The 24263-nt window shown below is 47.2% G+C and carries 15 protein-coding genes; 14 read left to right on the plus strand and 1 reads right to left on the minus strand.

All coding sequences use genetic code 11. The features are described 5' to 3' along the window. Positions 1 to 82: 82 nt before the first annotated feature. On the minus strand, positions 83 to 1297 hold the full coding sequence (locus DK430_RS03250; protein ID WP_109077732.1) for an aromatic amino acid transporter: 1215 nt from the start codon (positions 1295 to 1297) through the stop codon (positions 83 to 85). 169 nt (positions 1298 to 1466) lie between these two features. Between DK430_RS03250 and DK430_RS03255 the strand changes: the two genes are divergently transcribed. The 14 genes from DK430_RS03255 (at position 1467) to DK430_RS03320 (ending at position 24261) form a co-directional block, all read left to right on the plus strand. Next, a complete protein-coding gene (locus DK430_RS03255) occupies positions 1467 to 4496 on the plus strand; it encodes a glycoside hydrolase family 2 TIM barrel-domain containing protein (protein ID WP_109077733.1) in 3030 nt (1009 codons plus the stop codon). Positions 4497 to 4601: 105 nt separating this feature from the next. Continuing rightward, positions 4602 to 6221: an SrfA family protein gene (locus DK430_RS03260; protein WP_109077684.1), complete on the plus strand. Its 1620-nt coding sequence runs from the start codon at positions 4602 to 4604 to the stop codon at positions 6219 to 6221. Positions 6222 to 6241: 20 nt separating this feature from the next. Next, entirely contained in the window at positions 6242 to 9289 is a 3048-nt protein-coding gene (locus DK430_RS03265; RefSeq protein WP_109077685.1) for a virulence factor SrfB, read from the plus strand. Continuing rightward, the gene (locus DK430_RS03270) at positions 9286 to 11970 is read left to right on the plus strand and encodes a putative virulence factor (protein WP_239496780.1); all 2685 of its coding nucleotides are present in this window, start codon (positions 9286 to 9288) and stop codon (positions 11968 to 11970) included. The genes DK430_RS03265 and DK430_RS03270 overlap by 4 nt, the downstream gene beginning before the upstream one ends. 21 nt (positions 11971 to 11991) lie before the next feature. Continuing rightward, on the plus strand, positions 11992 to 12978 hold the full coding sequence (locus DK430_RS03275; RefSeq protein WP_109077687.1) for a hypothetical protein: 987 nt from the start codon (positions 11992 to 11994) through the stop codon (positions 12976 to 12978). A gap of 44 nt (positions 12979 to 13022) precedes the next feature. Next, positions 13023 to 14972: a VWA domain-containing protein gene (locus DK430_RS03280; RefSeq protein ID WP_162616802.1), complete on the plus strand. Its 1950-nt coding sequence runs from the start codon at positions 13023 to 13025 to the stop codon at positions 14970 to 14972. A 27-nt stretch (positions 14973 to 14999) separates the two neighbouring features. Beyond that, entirely contained in the window at positions 15000 to 15725 is a 726-nt protein-coding gene (locus DK430_RS03285) for an ABC transporter ATP-binding protein (protein ID WP_109077689.1), read from the plus strand. Next, positions 15712 to 16938, plus strand: a complete 1227-nt coding sequence (locus tag DK430_RS03290) for an ABC transporter permease (RefSeq protein ID WP_109077690.1) — start codon at positions 15712 to 15714, stop codon at positions 16936 to 16938. The genes DK430_RS03285 and DK430_RS03290 overlap by 14 nt, the downstream gene beginning before the upstream one ends. Then, the gene (locus tag DK430_RS03295; protein WP_109077691.1) at positions 16931 to 18529 is read left to right on the plus strand and encodes an SUMF1/EgtB/PvdO family nonheme iron enzyme; all 1599 of its coding nucleotides are present in this window, start codon (positions 16931 to 16933) and stop codon (positions 18527 to 18529) included. Before DK430_RS03290 ends, DK430_RS03295 begins: the two co-directional genes overlap by 8 nt. Positions 18530 to 18576: 47 nt before the next feature. After that, a complete protein-coding gene (locus DK430_RS03300) occupies positions 18577 to 19293 on the plus strand; it encodes a hypothetical protein (RefSeq protein ID WP_109077692.1) in 717 nt (238 codons plus the stop codon). 9 nt (positions 19294 to 19302) lie between these two features. Beyond that, positions 19303 to 19791: a hypothetical protein gene (locus DK430_RS03305; protein WP_109077693.1), complete on the plus strand. Its 489-nt coding sequence runs from the start codon at positions 19303 to 19305 to the stop codon at positions 19789 to 19791. Between the two features lie 96 nt (positions 19792 to 19887). Then, entirely contained in the window at positions 19888 to 21195 is a 1308-nt protein-coding gene (locus DK430_RS03310) for a vWA domain-containing protein (protein WP_109077694.1), read from the plus strand. Between the two features lie 42 nt (positions 21196 to 21237). Further along, the gene (locus tag DK430_RS03315) at positions 21238 to 22743 is read left to right on the plus strand and encodes a vWA domain-containing protein (protein WP_109077695.1); all 1506 of its coding nucleotides are present in this window, start codon (positions 21238 to 21240) and stop codon (positions 22741 to 22743) included. A gap of 42 nt (positions 22744 to 22785) precedes the next feature. Next, positions 22786 to 24261, plus strand: coding sequence for a VWA domain-containing protein (locus tag DK430_RS03320; RefSeq protein WP_109077696.1), 1476 nt, complete (start codon positions 22786 to 22788; stop codon positions 24259 to 24261). Positions 24262 to 24263 lie beyond the last annotated feature (2 nt).

A 24263-nucleotide genomic window follows, 5' to 3' on the forward strand; every position in this document is an offset into this window, starting at 1 on the left:
CGTTGATTACTTCAACATTCATTTCAAAAACAGACCGCACTTTGAGCTTGGCGATCAAAGTGCGGTCATTTTCCCAAACGTTTTATCCCACCACAAACGGCAGATACCCAGCCCGAATGGCGAATGGGATAGAGGTGATAATCACGCCCAGCACTAAAACCACCGCCAGCGTCAGATTGCCGCCCCAAACTTTATACGGTAGGTTCGGGTGGATTCGGCGGGCTTTCCATACGAGCGCCACCGGCAGCACCACGGCGTAGAAAGCGAACATTTGTCCGGCGTAGCCGAGGGCTAGAATGAAGCCTTGTGGATAGAACAGGGCGAAGACGATAGGCGGGATGAAAGTGAGCAAGCCTAGAGAGAAACGCCCTGCGTTGATGTTAAAGGAGCGTTTGAGCAAGTCTTCGATACATTCCAACAAGCCGATACCCACGCCTAAAAATGAGGTGATTAACGCCAAGGCGGAGAAGATTTTCACTGCATTCGCCATAATGCTGCTTTGCGTGATGGTGAGCGTTGCGGTGACTAAGCCGTTTAGGGTCGGATCCTGTTGCAGAATTTGCAGAAATTCGTTTTGTGTGAGCAAGCCGTGGGTGGAAAGCTGCCATAAAATGTAGGCGAATAAGGTGATACCGGAGCCGACTAAAATGGAAATACGCAGGGCTTTCACGTTGCCGTCGAGGTATTTGTTTAGGCTCGGAATGGAGCCGTGGAAGCCGAAGGCGGTGAAAAAGACCGGGCTGGCGGAGATGATAAGTGCATTATCAATCGGCATTGCCATGAGGTTGTCCAATTTGATTGCCGGCAACATGAGCGCCAATACCACCACAAAAGTGGCGATCATGGTGAAAAACAGCAAGCGGTTGATTTTGTCCACACTGTGCGTGCCGATCACGATAAAGGCGCCGAAGAAAACAGTGAAGATGAGCACGGCGATTTTGCCCGTGATATCTTTGTCGCCGATGGTCGGCAGGGTGTCCGCCAATAAGGAACCGCCCCCGCTGATGTAAGCCGCGATGAGGGCGTATAAAAAGATGATTAACACGGCAGTGGCAATGATGCGTCCCGGGCGACTGAAATATTGCTCGGCAAGGGTGCCGATGCCGGCGTCGCTCGGTGCGGTTTGATAAAGCTCGACGAATAATAAGGCGGTGAAGGTTAAAAGTCCCCATAGGCCTAATAATAAAAGCAGGGTGAAACTGAACCCGATACCGGCGGAGGTGAGCGGCATTGCCAACATACCTGCCCCAATCATCGTGCCCGACACCAGCAGGGTGCTGCCAACGGTTTTGTTCATCATAGATGTTCCTTAAATGTGTATTGAAAAATTGACAGCGATTGTATTTCAAATTTTACATTCTGTAAAACAAAGATCGTGATATTACTCACAAAATTTTAATTTTAGATGAAATTCATGGTGCGGATTGAGTATAGTAGGCACTTTCACCAAGCAGTAAGGAATTCCCATGACATTGCCGAATTATTTTCAAGATCTTGATGTGTTACACATCAATACGACGCCGCACCATGCTTATTTTATTCCTCATCCAAATCGCAAAAGTGCGGTGGAAAATCCAAGAGAATTTTCTGCGTATTTCACCAGCCTAAACGGCGAGTGGCAGTTTCAATATTTTGCGAGTTATTGGGATTTACCGGATGATTTTCAGCAGCTTACGCCGAACGGGCAACTTCCCGTGCCGTCCAACTGGCAGAACCACGGCTACGATCAACATCAATATACCAACGTGAATTATCCCTTCCCATTCGACCCGCCTTATGTGCCGCAACAGAACCCGTGCGGTTGGTATCAGCGCTCATTGAATATGGAACCGAAACCGAACAAGCGCTATTTACTCAATTTTGAAGGCGTGGACAGCTGTTTGTTTTTGTATGTGAACGGGCAATTTGCGGGCTATAGCCAAATCAGCCATTGTACCTCCGAATTTGATGTAACGAATTATTTACAGTCTGGTGAGAATAAAATTACCGTCATCGTGCTGAAATGGTGCGATGGCAGCTATTTGGAAGATCAGGATAAATTCCGCATGTCGGGGATTTTTCGCGACGTGTATTTGCTGGAACGGGAAGCCCATTATTTGCAGGATTTCTTTATTCAAACCGAACTGAACGCAGATTTCAGCGAAGCGAAAATTACCGTGCAATGTGACTTTTCCGACGGAGCGGCACGCGAGATTCATTGGCAGTTATTTGACCCGCAACAGCAACTGCTGGCGGAAAAGTGCGGTCAAAATTTCGAGTGTTTTATTAAACAACCGAAACTTTGGAACGCAGAGCAGCCGACGCTTTATACCTTGGTGTTGAGTTACGGTTTGGAAGTGATTTGTCAGCGTATCGGCTTGCGGAAAATTGAAGTGCGCGACGGCGTGTTATTATTCAACGGGCAGGCGATTAAATTCAAGGGCGTAAACCGCCATGACAGCGAACCGCGCACCGGCTATGCGATTAGCCGCGAGCAGGCGTTGCAAGATTTGCGCCTGATGAAACAGCATAATTTCAACGCCATTCGCACCGCCCATTACCCGAACGCTCCGTGGTTTACCGAACTGTGTGATGAATACGGTTTCTATGTGATTGCAGAAAGCGATATCGAATCCCACGGCACCAACGCGGTGTACGTGCCGACTCCGGAAACCAGCATTTTGCTCGGCGTGAAAACGGACATCGATCATGAAGCCATTCGCCAACAAACCATTGACAATTATTGCTACACCGCCCGTGCACCGGAATTTAAAAAAGCGATTTTAGACCGCACGTTTGCCAACGTGGAACGGGACAAAAACCGCCCCTCTGTGGTGATTTGGTCGCTCGGCAACGAAAGCGGTTACGGCGAGAATTTTGAAGCCGTCGCCGCTTGGGTGAAAGGGCGTGATGCTAGCCGTTTGGTGCATTACGAAAACGCCATTTTCCAACATTCCGCACATCAAAATGACACGTCTAATTTGGATTTACACAGCGAAATGTACACAAGTACTGAAGACATGGACGCCTACTTTGCCGATCCGAAAAACCGTAAGCCTTATGTGTTCTGCGAATATTTACACGCCATGGGCAACTCCTGCGGTGACGCGGAGGATTATTTCCAAGCCATGCAAAAATATCCCGGCGCCTGTGGCGGCTTCGTGTGGGAATGGTGCAATCATTCGCCGTATTTGGCGGGAACCGAACGCATGGGCTACGGCGGCGATTTCGGCGATGTGCCGAACGACGGCAATTTTTGCGCCGACGGATTGGTAACGGCGGATCGTCAAATTCAAAGCAATTTGTTGGAACTGAAAAATGTGCAACGCCCGTTGCGTGCTCACTTGTGCGATGGCAAGGTTTGGCTTACGAATTATCTGGATTTCACCGACGTTGCTGAGATGTTGCGGATTCACTATCAACTTACGGAAAACGGCAAAATCGTGGAGGAAGGCGAATTTAACGAGTTAAAAATAGCGCCAAAACAGACCGCACTTTTGCCGCTGGAACTGCCCGAATCCAACGGCACGTTGCAAATGCTAACCTTGCGTTATGACCAAAAAGTCGCGCAAGGTTTAGTGCCGGAAAATCATTGTTTGGGTTTTGACCAAATTATTTTGGCGGAACAAACCCTGCCGTTGCCGCATGACGCGGAAAAAGCTGCGCAAGCGATTTCTGTCAGCGAAGATCCTCGGCAAATTCAGGTTGCCGTGGCGGATAAGGCATATGTTTTCGATAAGCAAAAAGGCATTCTTCAGCAAATCAGCAAGGCGGGCGAGCCTTGGCTGAATGCGCCGGCGGATTTCAACATTTGGCGCGCGCCTTTGGATAATGACGCGCTCATCAAAGCCCATTGGCAGGCGGCGGGTTATGATCGGGCGGAAACGCGGGCGTATGAATGCCGTGTGGCGCAGCATGAAAGTGCGGTGGAAATTTTGGTTAAATCGGCGCTGGTCGCCGTGTCGAAAGCGCGCATTTTAACTTTAACGGTGATTTATCACATTGATGTGCAAGGCGATTTGACGATAAAAATTCACGGCGAAAAAGCACCGCATTTGCCATTCCTGCCGCGTTTCGGTTTGCGATTTTTCCTACGGAAATCCTTTGATTTCGCCGATTATTTCGGCTACGGCCCGACGGAAAGCTATGTGGATAAACACCACGCCACGCAGTTGGGCGTTTACCAAACCACGCCACAACAAAATCATGCGCCTTATTTAAAACCGCAGGAAAACGGCAGTCATTACGGTTGTTCATACGTTAAAGTGCGGTCGGAAAATCAAGAATTTTTTGTCACGGCAAACGCGCCGTTTAGCTTCAATTTGTCGCCTTACAGCCAAGAGGAATTGGCGACGAAACAACATCAATATGAGCTGGAGGAAAGCGACAGCACGGTGCTGTGCGTGGATTACAAAATGAGCGGAATCGGCTCCAATTCCTGCGGTCCAAGTTTGAAAGAAGTGTATCGATTCAATGAAACGACCTTTGATTTCAAACTGAAGCTGATGTGTGAATAACCTATATTTTTACTTGGAATATTAGGTTTTTAGCGGTTTTTGCGGTAAAATCCCGCCCGATTAACACCTTGATAAGCGATAAGATTTTCAACTTGAGGACTGTGTATGTTAAGCACTCTTTTAAGAACCGGCGATATAAAAGATTATACCGCTCTTGGACAAGACGGCCAGGCGGTGTATTCCGTTGCTTCCCAATTACGCGACACCATTCGCCTGAAACGCGGCAGAATGTTTTCCGATTATCTGGCGATTCCGCAACGCAATGACCAAGGCAGCAAAATTGACTGGTATGTGCCTTTTGAATCGGAGCGCGCCGACGGCAAATACATGATTATTCCTTGGTCTTCCGCCACCGATGAGGAACGTCAACAAGCCCTTGCCGAGCTGAAAGTATTTGAAAAAAACATGGCGGATCTCGGCTTGGAAATGAGCAAACAAGCCAACCTAAAAGGCGATCAACTGCTGTTTTCCCGTCTGCTTTGGGCGGAGCCGAACAACCCGCAATCCGCCGAAAACCTAAAAGCCCTTCGCTTTCCAAACCCGGAACATGTTTACTTGGTGAATAATCGCCCGGTGATTACCTTCTGGGGCTTCATTGAGAAAAACACCAATTTGCACGGTGATCCGTTCCTCAGCTTAAAACCTGCCGCGCCCTTAGTGGCAGCCGCACCGATTCCTGAAGCCGCTGCCGAACCGACCAAGAAAAACATGTCTTGGCTGTGGTGGTTGCTACCTTTGTTATTGTTGCTTGCCTTGCTGCTTTGCTATTTGCTCGGTTGTTTTGATTCTGCTAGCAAGAAAATCGAATTGGATCCGCTGACCAAGCAGGAAGTGCAAAAAACACCTGAAAAAACCACCGCACTTTTAGACGATAAAGAGAAAAAGGACGAGAAACAAGCGCTTGTGGTTGATGATAAAAAAGACAGCGTGGTGAACATCAACGGCTCGAGTTATCGTTATGTGAACGGTCGATGGGTAGATGCCAACGGCACGGTGGTTTCCGATACCAACTTGGTAAGTGAGCTAAATAAAGCGGCTGAGGTGAATGCGACGGATAACACTGCTGTCACCGGCAATACCGATGTGAAGACTGATGTCACCGCAGAGAATAAAACCGATTTAGCCAATGAACTAAATAAAGACGAGCTGAACAAAGGCTTGGCACAGAACGAGTTGGATAAAAATCAGGTGAATCCGAATGATCCGAAATTGCCGCCGGCGGATCCGAACCTGAACGGGAAGGATAAAAATAATCCGCAAACAGATAATAAAACCGATGTCAAAACTGACAATAAAACGGATAACAAAGCTGATAGTAAGACCGATGTCAATGGCAATAAGCCGGACAATACGGCTCAACAAAAACTGCAAATTCCGGAAAACAGTCTGAAAGAAGGCAAAGTGGACTTCCTGAACGGCGCGTGGAATGCGGGCGGCGGTATTCAGGATAAGACTACCGGTAAACCGATGCGGTTGAGCTATAACTTTGACGATAAAGGTAAAGGTCAGGTGACGCTACAACGCGGTGACGGCGTGAAATGTGTAGGTGATGTGAATGCCAACGTGAGCGGCGGTGGATTGACCATTTCCAATAAGAACGTGGCAAGTTGCAGCGACGGCACCACTTATCAATTGCCGGAAATCAGCTGTAAACCGAATAGCGCGTCGGCGGATTGTAACGGTTCTTACGGCGACAATCAGTTCCCGATTACCATTAAGAAATAAGCATGATAGAGAGATAGACTATGTTTCCTGAATTACATCATTTTGGTAAAGAGCTTTCTTTAGTGATGAACAGCGGCGTGCAATTTATCGATTTTGCGCTGAACATCAACTGGAAAGATAAAGCCTGGCGCGAAAAAGGCAATGGTAATTTCGTGTCATCCGCCGTGAACGGTCCGTTGCGCCGTTTAATCGCCGATAAGAACGGCGAAGGTTACTGCGACCCGAGTCGCCCCGGGATTTTGGTGCGCACCGAACAAGAAATCAGCGTAGAACAATCCTTTAAATTATTTGACGGCGTTTGGTTGCCGGTGCCGGTGTTGCGCACCGTGCCGCCCGATCGTTTTGATGAAGGGCCGTACAACTGGGCGCGCGTGCGTATCGTAGCGTTGGAAGAGGGCGCGGATCCGGACGGTTATACCCACCGCGTCACTTTTGCGTTTGATACCAAAATTTTCCCGAACAGCCAAGATACCGCTTATTTGGCACCGACCGGTGAAGACGTGCGCTCCGGCGTGTTGTTCGGTTTGGCGCATCAATCCGATCAAATGTCCTGGTTCCTGGATTTCAACTGGGTAAATAATTGGTTGTTGGAATTGTTTAAAGAATTAGCACCGGAAGCCAATCGGTTAAAAATTCATCCGGAAGATTTGGTACAGGAAATCGAACGCAAAGTTCACCAAGGGCATTATCTCAATATTTTGGCGATTTTAGGTTCTGAAATCGCCATGCCGAGAATCAAAGTGGTTTCCAACAAAACCGATGACATCATGAAAGCCATTCCGGTAGATATGGTGCTGGATGTGGGCAACTCCCGTACTTGCGGTATTCTCATTGAAGACCATGTGCAGGAAAAAGACGGGTTGAAAAAACGTTATGAATTGGAATTGCGTGATTTAACCAACCCGGAACGTATTTACAGCGAGCCGTTTGAAAGCCGTGTGGAATTTGCCCAAGCCTTTTTCGGCAAGGATCATTGGTCATTGCAAAGCGGTCGCCGCGATGCCTTCCAATGGCCGACCATCGCCCGCGTGGGAAAAGAGGCGGGACGTTTGGCAAGTCGCCGTAACGGTAATGAAGGATCCACCGGGTTATCCAGCCCGAAACGTTATTTGTGGGATTTGGATAAATACGAGCAAATGTGGCGCTTCAATTCCGCTTATGTCAAAACCGATCACGAGCCTTATGCTACGGCGGAACCGCTGTCCGGCTTAATTAACGAATACGGCGAAGCGTTACATATTTTACGCGATGACGTGGAAGAAGAGTTTGAGCGCAAAATGCCGGTGTTCCAACCGAAATATTCCCGCAGTTCTTTAATGACGTTTATGTTGTCGGAAGTGTTAATGCACGCTTTAATGCAAATTAACAGCCCGGCGCAACGCGCCAAACTGGAACATTCCCGCACCCCGCGTTTCCTGCGTTCTATCATCTTAACCATTCCGCCGGCAATGCCGAAGCCGGAACGGGAAATTTTCAAAAATGCCATGTATCAGGCAATCGGGCTGGTGTGGAAAAGTTTGGGTTGGGATAAATCCGACGATAACTTTGATTTCGCTACCCCGGAAGGCAGAGAAAAATATTGGCCGATGTTGCCGGAAGTGCATATTCAGTGGGATGAAGCTACTTGCGGACAAATCGTATATTTATTTAATGAAACGCAAAATAACTACGGTGGTCGCCCGGAAGAATTTTTTGCCGCCTTATCCCGCCCGGATAAATTGGCAAAAGATAAATCGATCACTATCGCCAGCGTAGATATTGGCGGCGGTACCACGGATTTGGTGATCAACAAATATAAAATGGATTACGGCGAAAACAGCAATACTAACAGCAGTAACGCCTACATTGAACCGGAGCAGTTATTCCGCGACGGTTTCAAAGTGGCGGGAGATGATATTTTGCTGGATATAATTCGTGATATTGTGGTTCCCGCATTAAGCAACGGTTTGAAACAAGCCGGTTTGCGCGATCCCGAACCGATTCTGGCGCAATATATCGGTTCACAAACCCTGAAAGTACAAGATGCCTTGTTGCGTCAACAGCTTACGTTACAAGTGTTTAGTCCGATCGGTTTGCGTATTTTGAAAGAATATGAAGAATTCGATCCGTTCGGCTCCGAGAATACCTTAGCCGGCGCAACCTTCCGTAGCTTGCTGGCACAAGTGGATGAGCCGACGGAAAATGTGCTGAATTACATTAATACGCCGATTGCCCGTGAACTTGGCGATCCGAATTTTAATATTCTGGATTTACCGATTCATGTGGATTTGGCGGCGATTCATAAATTATTTATTCGCGGGCATTTTGATATTTGTAAAACTTTCAATGCGTTATGCGAAATTATCAATTTATATCAATGTGATGTCTTGTTATTAACGGGTCGTCCTTCCCGTTTGCCGGGGGTACAAAGTTTCTTCCGTACCCGTTTGCCGTTGCCGGTGGGACGTATTATGCCGTTGCATCATTATCGCACCGGCAACTGGTATCCGTTCCATAAACAAGGGCGCATTGACGATCCGAAAACCACCGCTGCCGTGGGCGCCATGCTGTGTTTCTTAAGTAACAATATGCGTTTGCCGAACTTCTATTTCCGTGCGGCGTCTATGCGTTCTTATTCTACTATCCGCTACATCGGCTTGTTGGATAACAATAATGTGATCAAAGACAGCAATCTGTATTACTCGGAAATTGATTTGGATAATGAGGATTACGACTTCCCGGATACGGAATTTGAGGTGCGCGGGGCAATGCGTATCGGTTTCCGTCAGTTAAACGTAGAACGTTGGGTGGCTTCACCGATTTATTTATTAACCATTGAAAATGATGACATTAAACGCCGCTTAGCCATTGACGGTACGGTGTTGAAAGTGGTGCTCGGCGTGAAAAATAAAAATGGTTCGGGCAACAGTCAGGAAAGTGCGGAGAATTTTTACATTAAATCCGTTTCCGCTTCCGACGGACGTTCTTGTCGTCGCAACGAAGATATTAAATTGACCTTGAACACCATGGTGGATGCCGGTTTAGGCGAAACGCAATATTGGTTAGATAGTGGATGTGTGAAAAGATGAGTGCAGAAAATCAATTAGCCCAAGCATGGCAAAATATTTTTGACGGTTCCCAACAGGCAATTGATTGGGTCAATCAGGTTCGTCCGAATGTCGCCCGCTTAAATAACGAAGCGGACGGCTTAATTTTAGAATTACGCCGTCTGCGCAACACCGCAAAACGCCTTGGCGCCGTGTCCGAACGTCCGATGACAACGGGTTTTTTCGGCTTATCTCAAGCAGGCAAATCTTTCTTAATTTCCGCTTTAGCCGCCGATGCCAATGGCAATCTGGAGACCTTATTCGACGGTCGCAAATTAGACTTCATCAAACATGTCAACCCGCCGGGCGGCGGTAAAGAAGCCACCGGTTTGGTTACCCGTTTCAGCCGCACGGCAAGAGGCGGGATTCAGGGCTATCCGCTGGAACTTCGCCTGTTCCATGAAATTGAAATTGCGAAAATGTTGATGAACTCCTATTTCAACGATTTCGATAAAGAAAAAGTCGATTACAAACTGGAACAGCAAAGTATCAATGCCTTGTTAAGACGCATGACCGGCAAAATGTCGGCGCAGCGCGTGACCGGCGTCACCGAAGACGATGTGGTGGATTTGCAGGATTATGCCACGGAAAGTTTCGGTAAATCGCTGGCGATGTTACAAGGCGGTTATTGGGCGAAAGCGACCTTAATCGCGCCTTATTTAAGCATCAATGATCGCGCTCAGTTGTTTTCTATTTTATGGGGCGAAGAAGCGGATTTAACTGCAATTTATGTGCAATTTGCGCAAACTTTAGCCTCTTTGGGCAATGCGGATCGCGTCTATGCACCTTTAAGTGCGGTGGTAAAAGAAGTCAACGGCGAGCTTTCTCAGGCAGATAGCATTATGAACGTGGATATGCTGGAAAGACTGAATACGGACAAAGACGAACAAATTCACGTGCGTCCGTATTTTTCCGATGACAATATCGGTGAGCCGGTACAAATTTCGCTTGCACAATTGACCGCACTTACCGCCGAATTGGTTTTCCCTCTGATGAATCCAACCCGCGTGCCGGCGGTGGAAAGCGTGGATTTACTGGATTTTCCGGGTTATCGCGGACGTTTGGCGATTGCCAGTTTAAAAGAAATTCAGGAAGGCAATCCGGTTTCTCAATTAATTCTGCGCGGTAAAGTGGCGTATTTGTTTGAACGCTATACCGACAGTCAGGAAATGAACCTGCTTATCGTCTGTACGCCGTCGGATAAACAATCCGATGTGAACAGCGTTGGGCCGGTGTTGGAGCGCTGGATCCACAAAACCCAAGGCGAAACGCCGGAAGCCCGTGCGCAACGTAAGCCGGGATTGTTGTGGGCGATCACCATGTTCGATAAACGGATTAGCGCGGATCTGACGAAAGACGAAAATATGCTGAAAATCAGCTGGGGATCCGGCGGATTATTGAAACAAACCATTTTGGAGCGATTCGGTAATTATCCTTGGCTGAACGATTGGTCCAACGGTAAGCCGTTTAATAATACCTTTTTAGTGCGCAAACCGGGTTTCAAAGTACCTTTCCTTGATGTGGACGACGGACAGGAATTAAGCGTCCGCCCGAATGAAACGGCGCAGCTGAATTTATTACGTCGTACCTTTGCCGATGATCCGGATATTCAAAAACACATCGCCCACCCGGAAGAAGCCTGGGACGGCATGATGTTGCTCAATGACGGCGGCATGCAACGCATCAGCGATTATTTAAAAACCGTGGCGTTACCGCAAGTGAAACAAAAACGGATTGCGGAGCAACTGAATCACGCCATTCGTCACATTGTAGAAAATCGCTTTGCAAGCTGGTATCAAAGTGATGGCGCGGAAGAAGTGCAGCGTAAACAACAATTAGCCAAATTGGTGATCGGCGAGCTACAAAAAAGCGCCCTCATCGTCGGTGAATTTTTACGCAGCCTGCAATTGCCGGAAGAAACCATTCATTCCCTTTATTTTGCCGATAACGAAGATGATTTGTTGTCTCCTGCGGCGAAAGAGAGTGTCGGACAAAATGAAACCAACGCGTTTGCATCAGGTTTCGGCTTTGATGACGGCTTTGATTTGTTTGATGAGCCAAAAAGTGCGGTGGAAAATCCGAACGTTTCTGCGGATGAAAAACTGCCTGAATCCCGTTTTGCGCAGGCGGTCTTTAAAGCATGGATTGAGCATCTTCGCGGTATTTCCATGGATCCGCGCAACATCCGCTTCTATCCGTTCTCGGTGCAATGTGTGGAAGGTATCGTGGGCGAATTGATTACCGGCGCTAACCGCTTGAATTTATTAAATCGCTTAACCAAAGTGATTAATCGCAATGAAGTGGGCGCGAGTAAACGGGATCAAATCGTGGAGCGTCAAGTGTTCTCGGTAACCACGGAAATCGCCGATTTCCTTGCTTGGCTAGGTTTTGACCAAGTTCCTGCGGCAGAACGTCCGGCAAGTCGCATTCGTGATGGGCAAATTTTTGAAATCAAAGCGGTAGAAAAAATTAATAATTTGCCGAAATTAAGCGACTATACCGGTGATTACACGAAAAATTATCTCGCCGACTGGTTTATTGCCTTTATGGAATTTACCCAAAGCAACGCCGGGCACAGCGCCGGACGTGAAATTGATGCGGTACAAAATGCCCGTTTAGGTGAAATTTTAAATGTTTTCAGAGATTCGGCAGTGGCGGAATAAGCCGAAAATCAAGGATAAATTATGTTAAGAATAGAATTAAAAGCCGTGCGTCCCGGTTATGCGGAGTTTAGCGCAACCAACTGGAAAGGGGGCGCGGAAAATATTGAAATCAGCGTACAACGCAGTCAGGATTCTTATTATTTTGCCGAAGGGCAAAATTGGAATATTGAACCCGTTTGGTTAAAAGTAAACGAACAGCTGAGCCTGCAGGATGGCGTGTTAAGCGGAGTGTTGGGTCCTTGGCTGATTGATGCCTTGGTGCAACAAAGCACGACGATGCAATATCGCATGATGGTGCGTGACGCCGAGACCAAAGACATGGGCGTGCTGAAATTGTCTAATGACGTTTTGGCGTCCTCCGCCAGCGGTAACACGGAGCGCGGCGATGATGTACGTTCGGTGGATAATCAGATCTTGACGGAAATTCCTGATCCTGAGCCGGAACCGATCATTGAACCCATTGAAGAAATTGAAGTGCCGCTTGAAGAAGAAATCGTGATCGAGCCGGAAGCCGTAGTGGAAGAACCGGAAATTATCGTGCCGTCGCAACCGGAGCCGAAAAAGAAAAGCAAGCTTGGCTTAATTATTTTGTTAGTGCTTCTATTGGCGATTGCGGGGGCTGCCGCGTATTTCTTCCTGAATAAAGACAAAGCGGAAGAAAAACCGCAACCTGCAGACGAGTGCAGTTTAAGTCAAAATAAAAATGATGAATTAGCTTTCATTCAAAGTTGTCTAAAAACCAAGCCTGACAGCCAACGAATTTTGGCGTTGATTAATCAGGCGAAAGCGGAAAACAAATGTGCCATTGCACAACGTTTATACGCCAATCAGGCACAAGGCGGCAATGCGGAAATTGCGTTAGCTTATGCAAAAGAATATGAGGAAAATGCCAACAGCAGTTGCTTTAAAGCCGACAAAGGCACAGCAATTTATTGGTATGAAACCGCTTTGGAAGCCAATCCGAATTTAGCGGAAGCCAAACAACGTTTAGCGGAATTGAAAAAATGATGAAGTCTTTTAAAGTCAGTGCCATCGCCTTATTGGCAGGATTTATGGCAAATACCGTCTTGGCGGATGAACCTCTTAAACAAGAAGGCAAGAAAACCTTATATCAACGGGTGTTAAGCACACCTACCTGTCAACTAACCGAAAGTGCGGGGGCGACGGCAGGCAAAAAACAACCGGCATTTTCCCGATTTTATGTCTATCAACGGCAAAATGTGAATGGCAAAGAATGGCTGAAAGTCGGCCCCGACAGCTTTGGCAAAACCGTGGGCTGGCTGGACGGCGATTGCACCGTTGCTTGGAATATGCAAATGACGCTGGCGTTTACCAATCCGGTAGATCGCGAACCGTTATTGTTCTTTAAATCCAAGGCGGACATTGAAAATGTGGTCAATGCCGATGATGCTAAGAAAATCCTTGAACCGATTCGCGCCGACTTAGCCAATAATAAAACCCCTGCGCAAATCGTGGCGCAAGAGCCGAAAGAATTCGTCGATTTCCAAAAAAATTTCTATCTTCTACCGATTTTACAAGGGGAAGAAGTGATGAATGCGCAAGGTTTTTATGAGCGTATTTTGGAAGTGGCGTCGGTGACGAAAAATGATCCGACGGCAAAACAGGACGAAAAGGCACAAGCGGATCCGAAGACGACCAAAGCCGCTGATCCTAAAAACACCAAAAACGAGCCGCAGGTGTTAACCGGTTTTAGCGCGGCGGTAGTGTTTGTGGTGGATGCCAGTATTTCCATGGATCCTTACATTAACCGCACCCGCGATGTTATCAAGCAGGTGTCCGAGCAAATCGAAAAAGAGAAGCTGGGTAAGCAGGTGAAATTCGGTTTGGTGGGCTTCCGTTCCAGTACCAAAGCGGTTCCGGGGTTGGAATATGTCTCCAAAATGTTCGTTGATCCGAGCACGGTAAAAGATACGCAGGATTTCCTGCAAAAAGCCGCCGAGTTGAAACAGGCGAAAGTCTCCAGTAAAGAATTCAGCGAAGATTCTTTTGCCGGTATTTCTCAAGCGTTAAATGAAATCAATTGGAATAATTTTGGTGGTCGTTACATTGTGTTGGTGACCGACGCAGGCGCATTGGACGGTAATAACCCGCTGTCTTCCACCGGAATGGATGCCAAACAGTTACGTCTGGAAGCACAACATCGCGGTGTGGCGATTTATACGTTACATTTAAAAACGCCGTCTGGGGCGAAAAATCACGAACAGGCGAAAAATCAATACACGGATTTGTCTTTCAACAATTATCTGAATAAACCGTTGTATTACGCGGTGAATGCGGGCGATGTAAATGAATTCGGCGAGAAAGCCAATGCTTTGGCAAAAGCGTTGACCGCGCAGGTGAAATTAGCGTATCAGGGCGAAAATGCCGCCGGTACGGTAATTGATGAGCCGAAACAGGAAAAAGCCAAAACGGAAATGGAAAAAGATGCCGAATTGCTTGGCAAAGCCATGCAGTTAGCGTATTTGGGCGATAAAAACGGTACCAAAGCACCGCCGGTCTTTAAAGCTTGGATTAGCGATAAAGATTTCGTGAAACCGACCGTGCCGACCGCAGAAGCGCGCGTGTTAATGACCAAAGCGCAGTTGAGCGATTTGAGTGATGTGGTGAAAAAAATTGCCGATGCGGCGAATGAAGGTTTAATTTCGCCGGATTCCATGTTCGCACAATTGCGTTCCGTTGCCGCCGCCATGGGGCAGGATCCAAATAAGTTGAAACAGGAAAATGCCACCAAACTGGGTGAATTAGGCTTGCTTGGCGAATATTTGGACGGTATTCCGTATAAAAGTCAGGTCACCGGTTTGGACGAACAGGTCTGGAAAGGCATGAGCGCGCTGGAGCAGGAAAAATTCATTCGTGATTTGAACAGTAAATTACGCCATTACCGCGTATTTAACGAAGACCAATCCCGCTGGATTTCTTTATCGGAAGGCAGTGACCCGCGCGATTATGTGTATCCTGTGCCCCTTGAAGCGTTACCGTAATTTCAGTTAAGTCACGGAGAAAGTGCGGTGTTATTAATTGAAGAAATGGCGGTTCGCCGAGGGCAGGGCGGTCAGCAGTTTAATGTATTGCTGCCGAAACTTGCCTTGCAGGACGGTGAAATTCTTGCCATTCAGGGCGCCAGCGGTTGCGGAAAAAGTACCTTGCTGGAAATGATCGGGCTGATTTTACAGCCTGATAGCCTTAAAACCTATCAGCTGGGCGATGCGGAGCAAGTAGAAGATTTGCAACCTTTCATTTTGCAGAAAAATCAGACCGCACTTTCTCGGCTACGCGCGGCTAAACTCGGTTTTATGCTGCAAACCGGCGGGCTGTTGCCGTTCCTTTCGGTGCAACAAAACATTACATTACCTTGTGAGATGCTAAATAAACCGTTGGATAAGGACTGGTTTGTCTATTTAACGGAATCCCTCAACATTACTTCATTGCTTTCAAAATACCCACGCCAGCTTTCCATTGGGGAACGGCAGCGGGTGTCTTTTATTCGCTCCGTGATTCATAAACCCAGTTTATTGTTGGCGGATGAGCCCACTGCAGCACTCGATCCGAATAACGCGCAAATTTTGCTTTCCTTGATGATTAAACTGGTGGAAGAACAAAAAATCACCGCACTGTTAGTGACCCACGATTGGGATTTAGTGGAAAACAACAACTTACCCAGTTTATATGCGGATCTTTCTACTCCCGCCCAATCGGTATTTTTACCGAAGGATGCCACGCATGCAGCAAGTTAAACTCTCCTATGCGTTGCTCGGCAAACTTGCTTTGCGCGATTTGTATTACGATCGCAAAGTGTCTTTTTGCATTATCGCTTCACTCATTGCAGTGATTGCCCCGTTACTATTGCTGTTCAGCTTGAAATTCGGCGTGGTGTCTCAATTGCGTCATCAGCTGATTAATGATCCGCGTAATCTGGAAATCAAAATTATCGGCAATTTGAACTTGGATAAAAACTGGTTTGATTGGCTACAACAGCAACCGGAAACCCGTTTTGTAGTGCCCTTGACCCGCTCGCTCAATACCATTGCGGATTTATCCGCTAATCAAAACAGCGCGAAGAAATTCGTGCAGGATGTGGAGGTCATTCCCACTGCGCCTAATGACCCGCTGACGGAAACTGCATTAAGCCAACCGAACGGCGTTTTGCTCAGCGCTTTAACGGCAGAAAAATTACAGGTAAACAAGGGTGATAAAATCAATCTGGTGGTAACCCGTTCGCAACATAATCAAGTGGAAAAAGCCATCGCAGAACTGGTGGTTGAAGGCATTGTGCCGGAAACCCGTTTCCCGCGTTCGGGGGCATTTGTGCAACTGGATACGCTTCTGGCGATGGAAGATTTTCGTGACGGTTATCAAACGGCAATTTTTGCTAACCGACAGGATCCTGCTCGCGAACAACAACGGGAGCATTTTGCCCGCGCGCGCATTTACGCCGACGGTTTAGATGATGTGGCGCCGCTGGCGTTAAAATTACGCCAAAAAAATATTGAAACTGCCACGGAAGCCAAAGCCATCGAAAATGTCAAAGCCATTGACGGCGTGCTGAACGTGATTTTCATGGTGATTGCCACCACGGCAGTGTTGGGTTGCGTGCTATCCCTCATCGGTGCATTTTTGGCGAACATCGATCGCAAACGCAAAGAAATAGCCCTGTTGCGATTATTCGGCTTTCAAACCGGCGCGGTGATTTTATATTTGATCATGCAAGCCCTTTGTTTAAGCAGTATGGCATTTGTTTTGTCATATTTGCTGTTCCTATCGGGCAGTCAGGTTTTCAATTTTGTCTTAGGTCAGAATTTGTCTAGCGATATTTTCATCAGCAGTCTGCATTTTATTCATTTACTTATCGCTTTTGTTATCGCCTTATTCCTTGCCGCTGTGGTGGCGGGTATCGGCGCAAGACAGGCGGTACGCATTCAACCGGCGGAGAGTTTACGGGATGTCTAACACAACGAAACAATGGCGTAACGCAAAAATAACGTTTTTTTCCACCGCACTTTTGGCGCAGTTTATAGCGCAGGCCGCTCACGCAGCGCCTTGGGAAGAAAAATTTTATAATCCGAAACCCTTAGAAGGCGATGTGGTGTTACCGATGCCTTGTGAGGGCAATATGGTGTTTCGCGTGATCAAAACGGAAACCCAGTCGCCGTTACAGGAAAAAAGCGTGGTGTTGGGTAGCGACAATTCCGCCGATCAAATTGCCGAATATTCTACCCCGAATTCCATCGCAGGGAGCTTCGGCGATAAAGCCCAAGGGCGTTATTTCCTGCTGGCGAAATATGAAGTGTCGCAGTTGCAATATCAGTCGGTGATGAACGAGCAATGCCCGTCGGCAAACATGAAAGGGCGTTTGCCGATTACCGATGTGAGCTGGTTTGACGCAGTGGAATTTACCCGTAAATACAACGAATGGTTGTTAAAACATGCGGCGGATAAATTGCCGACGGAAGACGGCGCGAAAGGCTTCGTGCGGCTACCGACCAACGCCGAGTGGGAATATGCGGCGCGTGGTGGGGCGGCGGTGTCTTCCTCTGAATTCCGTGAACCCTTGTTCCCGATGAAAGACGGCGCAGAAAAGTACGTTTGGAGCAATAAAAACGCCAACGGCAAAATTCAGTTAACCGGTCAGTTGGAAGGTAATCCGTTAGGTTTATTCGATACTTTAGGCAATGCCGCAGAAATGATGTTTGATGCCTTCAAACTCAATCGCTTGGATCATTACCACGGGCAAAGTGGCGGCGTCACCGTGCGCGGCGGCAGTTATTTAAATTCGGCGGAAAGCCTGAACAACGCTTATCGTATTGAACGTCCGTTGTATAACAACGGCAATGCGGATAAAGCCAAAGACATCGGTTTTCGCGTAGCGTTGGTCGCGCCGGTACTCACGTCGGCACAGCGAATCAAAGAGCTGAAAGAAGAATGGGCGAAGCTCGGACGGGATGATAACAAAGACGACAAACACGGCGCCGGCTCCAATGTGGTTGGTCAGTTAGAGCAGTTGGCAAAAGACGTACAAAACCAAACTATCGAAAAAGAACAGTTGGAAAAAGAACTGAAAAAACTTAACGACACCTTGCGTCAAGCCAACCAAGCCCGCGACGAACAGCGTGATTCCGCCATTCAGGCGTCTTTGCGTTTGGGTGGTTTCCTGTGCACCAATATTGTGGATTTGGACAATACTTACCAAAACGCGTTGAATCTGGCGGAAAATATCAAACAAACCTGTGACGGCGCACCGAAAGAGGGTTTGTGTTCCGATGAGCAAATTAACAATCTGAACGAGAAAAAACTGAAAGCGGAAAATGCTCTCAAGTTTACGTTGAAATATTATGCCGACACCTTGGTGGATAACGCCACCTTATACAACGCGGGCATGATTGAAAAGCAAGTGGAAGCCACCAAACAACGCTTGCAAAACCGAGAAAAAAATAATGCGGCGCAGTTTATTCAATCTTATTGGGAGCAATTATCGCAATATAACAAAGACGGAAAAGTTGACCGCGAGGGTTGGTTAAAAAGTTGCCGTGACGTAAAATAACGTCCTCATTGCAAAACGATTTTTTATCATAAAAAGGAAAACAAAATATGTTTAATCTTCAATCTAAGAAGTCTTTATTGGGTGTTTTCACCTTGTCTGCGACATTGGCGCTCACCGGTTGTGAAAGCATGCCGGGATTCGGTTCCGATTCTGACGTAGATAGCCGTTTAACCTCCGGCCATCAGGCGGAGTTTTTTAGTAAGTCCGGTTTAACTGCTTGTGCGGCGGGTGCGGCTGCCGGTGTGGGGGCGTGCTTGCTAAGCGGTACCGATAATGCGGCGCTTTGTTCTGCGGTGGCGGCGGTTGCCGGTTGCGGTATTTTGATGGGCGGTAACTATTATTTAGAACAACAACGTACCAGCTATGCCAACAAAGAAGAGCGTTTAAACGCCTATTTGAAAGATTTAAACAAAAATACTCAAGAAGCAAGAACCTTGGCGAATTCGGCAAAAACCGTGTTGAGTCAAAACCAGAGAACCTTGGCGAATTTGAACTCGCAATTAAAAAATAACAGCATTCAAAAAGACGAAGCTAAACGTCAGTTGAAAGAAATTGACAGCAATATCGCTTACTTAAAAGATAAATTGAAGAAAATGAAAGAAAGCGAGCAAGATTGGAAAAGAGTGGCGCAACAAGAGCGCGGCAGCGGTATGAACGTGGCAAAACTTGATTCGCAAATCGCCCAATACCAAAAACAAATCGCCGCGTTGGAAAAACAGGTTGCGCTTGTGTCACAACAACGTAATGCCTTGAACGTGGGTTAAGGAGTGAGTATGAAAACGTTGCTAAAAACCACCGCACTTTTCAGTGCCGCAATCATGCTTTCCGCATGCACCAACACGCCGGAAGAATGCGATCCAAGTGTTGAATTAAACATTTTCAGCAAAGCCACTTGCCAATTTTCCGGCAGTTACGATAAACGCATTGAACAAAAAGAAAAATTGGTGTTAGACGCGAAGAAAGAAAACGCCAAATTCAACAAAATTTATGCGGACATCAAAGCGCAGCAAAAATCCGTTAACCAATCTATTGCGCAGAAAAAAGCACAGCAAGCCAAGTTGAATCAATCGGTGGATAAACTGACTACCGAATTGAAACAAAAAGCCAAAGGCAGACAAGACTTGCAGGCTGAAATCGCCGAAGTGGAAAAACAAATGAAGGCGGTGAATAACAGCGGCGGTTCCGAAATGGAAAAACAAGCGGAGCTGGAGCAATTACAACGTAAGTTATCTAATCTGCAAAAAGCATTAGGTTTACAATAAGAAATCGAGGGCTACGATGTTTGTAGCCCTTTTATTCCGCTTTTCGTCCCAAAAGTGCGGTTGCTTTTGGCGGTGTTTTTTGTTTTAAGGCATAGTATGCAGCATCTGGCGCGAGTCGGTTTAGATCAATATCACCAAGAAGCCGTTGAATTATTTCGTCACTACGATGATATCGTTGCGGTGTTGACCCGCCATTTGCCACCGAGCACGGCAACCATGTTGGCGCGCCCCGAAGTCAATGGCGACGTGGTGGAATGGTATTCCGATCTGCAAGGTCAGCCTTATTTATTGGAAAGCGATTCTGTCGTGCATTTAACAGCGCGGGAACAGGCGAAAAACCTCATTGATTCACGCTTACAGCACATTGATGCCTTGCGTCAGGATCTGTTGCAAAGAAATGCCATCGCACCTGAATTAGCCGAACAACTGAAAAAACTCGTCGATCTTGTTCAACAGCATGAAATACAAATTCATCTGGTCAACAATCAGCCGGTGATTACCGGTTTCGGCTTGAAGCAAGAGACAACGCCTGAAGCGGCGCCGATTATCGCCAAATCTAAAACCTCCCGCCCATGGTTATGGCTTCTACTTTTTTTATTGCTTTTGCTTGCCGGATTTTTACTCTGGTGGTTCTATTTCCGCCCCCAAACCATGCCGATCGAACCTGTCGTGGCGCCTAAACAGGAAGCGGCGAAACATTGCCGTAAAGTCGAAAATCATACGGACATTCCACAACTGGCGATTATTTTTAATAATGCCACAGGCATGAAATATACCTTATTGGAAAGCAAGGAAGCGATTAAAGCCTTTGATGATAAATTGTTGGAGCAACGTCTTCCGCAACAGGAAATTGATTACATGGATCGCCAGCCGAATCGCTCCGTGGCTGCGAAAGAAGCGGTTAATCACTTGATTAATGATATTCCTAACGCCATTGATATTGGTTTGATTGAATTACAAAGCTGCGAGAGTAAGTCGCCCGAGGTGTCCGCCGTCATTAATCACGGCATTTTCCAAAGTGCACAACGCAATCAGTTGAAAGATAAGGTGAAAAACATGACTGTACGCGAACACCGTGTGCCCGGCACGCCGATTTATGAGGGATTGGAAAAAGCCTTAACCCTTCTCGACGGCAAAGATCGGGAAGCCCTAATTGTGTTAATCACTGAAGGCAACGGTGATTGTACCGAGCGCAAAGCTTGCGCCTTAATGGAAAATGTCGCCAAAGAACGCCCCAAATTAAAAGTGAATATCGTGAGCATTAATTCTCCGTGGAACGCCACGGATTGTCTGGCAAAATCCACGGGCGGACAGATTTTTGACCACGATATGACCAGCCAAGAAAAATTAACCGATGCCATCAAACAGGCAATGAAACCGGTACAACAAGAAATTTGCGAATAAAATGCGGTGGTTTTTCGCCGCGTTTTTGAAGTTGGAGAAGTTATGCAACGCCTAGCGAGAATCAATTTAGATAAACAAAACAGCGCCGCTGTGCAGCTGTTCAGCCATTACGACGAGATCACGACGATGTTGCTCCGTCATTTGCCGCCGAGTACGGCGTCCATGCTGGCGCGCCCTGAAGTCAAAGGCAACATCGTGGAATGGTATTCCGAATTGCAAGGGCAGCCGTATTTGTTAGGCAACTCAGAGCGCGATCAACAAGCCCGCAAACAGGCGGAAGTCTTGATTGCACAACGTTTGGCTGCGGTGGATAAACTGCGTACGGAGTTGCTCCAAAAGGGGGCTATTACAACAGAACAAGCCTCGTTATTGGAAAAGGTAGTGGATGCGGCGCAGCATGATTCCATCCAAATTTATATCGTCAATAAACAGCCCGTGATTACCGGCTGGGGTTTGGGCAAAAAGCCGATTCCTGTACCACCGCCTGTGGTGGCTGTGCCGCAAAAATCCCGTTGGTGGCTTTGGTTGTTGCCGTTATTGCTGTTACTGTTAGGCGGATTGGCGTGGTGGCTATTTTTCCGCCCTGAGCCCGTTAAAGAAGAACCGACGGAGCCCGTGAAAATCGAAATTGCCAAACCGGAACCGAAGCCGGAACCGCCGAAAGAAGAGCCGAAACCGGAACCGCAGAAACTGGAATTTATTCCGGAGCCTGAGCCTGTGAAAGAAGAACCGCTCCCCGAACCGGAGCCGGTAAAAGAAGAACCAAAACCGGAGCCTGAACCGGTAAAAGAGGAGCCTAAGCTGGAACCCGTTGCAGAAGTGAAAAAGAAACCGCAGAAAAACTGTCGTGTCGTTAAAAAGCCAACAGATGTTCCACAAATGGCGATTATTTTTAATAATGCGTCAGGAATGCAATATACCTTATTAGAAAGCGCCAGAACAGTAATCGCTTTTAATGATCGATGGGGGATGCAAGGTGTTACTGATGAGGAAATTAAGTATATGTTCCGTCAACCAAATCGTTCGACGGCATCGAAAAAATCCGTCGCCCAGTTAATTGATCGTATTCCTGCTGCCGTGGATATTGGACTTGTTGAATTAAAAAGCTGTTTATCCACCTCAACGGCAACGTCCTTTGCAACGAATCATGGTATTTTTTCCGGTGGTCAGCGAGGGCGGTTAAAAGCAAAGTTGAAAAATATGCATGTACGTCAGCATTATGCTACTGGAACACCAATTTATGAGGGATTACAAAAGGCGTTAACCTTAGTGGACGGTAAAGAACGTGAGGCACTGATTGTATTAATTACGGAAGGTAATGATGATTGTACGCATCGAAATATTTGTCAGCTAATTAAGCAAGAAAAACAGGCAAGACCAAAATTAAAAGTGAATATCGTGAGCATTAATTCAATTGTAGATTACACTGACTGTCTTGCCAAAGAAACGGGGGGGCAGATTATTAGTGGCGATATGACGTCTCAAGCGAAACTCACCAACGCCATTAGAAAATCAATGAAATCGGTAGAACAAGAAATTTGCGAATAAAGTGCGGTGGTTTTTCGCCGCATTTTTGAAGTTGGAGAAATTATGCAACGCTTAGCAAGAGTCAATCTGGATCAACAAAATAGCGCCGCTGTGGAGCTGTTCAGCCATTACGACGAGATCACGACGATGTTGCTCCGTCATTTGCCGCCGAGCACGGCGACTATGTTGGCGCGTCCGGAAGTCAACGGCAACATCGTGGAATGGTATTCCGAACTGCAAGGTCAGCCGTATTTATTAGGCAACTCAGAGCGCGATCAACAAGCCCGCAAACAGGCGGAAGCTTTGATTGCACAACGTTTGGCAGCGGTGGATAAGCTACGTACGGAGTTGCTCCAAAAGGGGGCTATTACAACAGAACAAGCCTCGTTATTGGAAAAAGTGGTGGATGCCGCGCAGCATGATTCCATTCAAATTTATATCGTCAATAAACAGCCCGTGATTACCTGCTGGGGTTTAGGCAAAAAGCCGATTCCTGTAGCACCGCCTGTGGTGGCTGTGCCGCAAAAATCCCGTTGGTGGCTTTGGTTGTTGCCGTTATTGTTGTTACTGTTAGGCGGATTGGCGTGGTGGCTATTTTTCCGTCCTGAGCCCGTTAAAGAAGAACCAACGGAACCGGTGAAAATTGAAATTGCCAAACTGGAACCGAAGCCTGAACCACCAAAAGAAGAGCCGAAACCGGAACCGCAGAAACTGGAATTTATTCCGGAGCCGGAAGAACCTAAGGTAGAAGAACCGCCAAAAGTGGAAGAGCCGCCTGTGGAGGAACCACCAAAAGTCGATGAAGCGGCGAAAGTGGAAGAACCGCCTAAGAAGGTGGAAAAACCAAAATATTGCACCAAAACCATTACCCCGGCACAGCGTCCGCAAATGGTGATAGTTTTTGATGATTCCGGTTCAATGTTGTGGTCATTAAGTGAAACTAAGGCAGCAATAGAAGCATTTGAGCGACGTTGGGAGATGATCGGCGTATCTGATGAAGAACTTGCCTATATGCGTCGAGAACCTAATCGGATCAACACAGCGAAGAAATCTGCTGCGTCGATCATCGATAAAATCGATCCGAATATTGATATTGGGCTAGTCAGTTTGAAAATGTGTCCCGGCGCCCGTAATCACGGTATGTTTGGTCCAGGTAAACGAAAAGCGTTGAAAGCCCAAATTCGCTCGTTAATGCCTAAGGAAAGTGATCAAGGCACCGGAACTGCGCTTTATAGCGGTTTACAACAAGCGGCGGCAATGGTGGATGGCGTTAAGCGGGAAGCTTTCATTTTAGTGCTAAGTGATGGTGAAGATAACTGTAATGGCGCTAAACTCGATGTTTGTGGTTTGGGACGCCAACTCGCCAAACAAAAACCGAAACTGAAAATCAATGTGGTGGACATTGGCGGTGCAAAAGCGGCTAACTGCCTGGCGACGGCGACTAAAGGCAAAGTGTTTACCGCCAATAGCCGCGCGCAGGTTACGAACATGATTAACCAAGCCATTAAGCCGATGGTGGAAAAAGAAGAGTGTAAATAAGC

Source organism: Aggregatibacter kilianii, from assembly GCF_003129965.1.
Classification (GTDB): Bacteria; Pseudomonadota; Gammaproteobacteria; order Enterobacterales; family Pasteurellaceae; genus Aggregatibacter; species Aggregatibacter kilianii_A.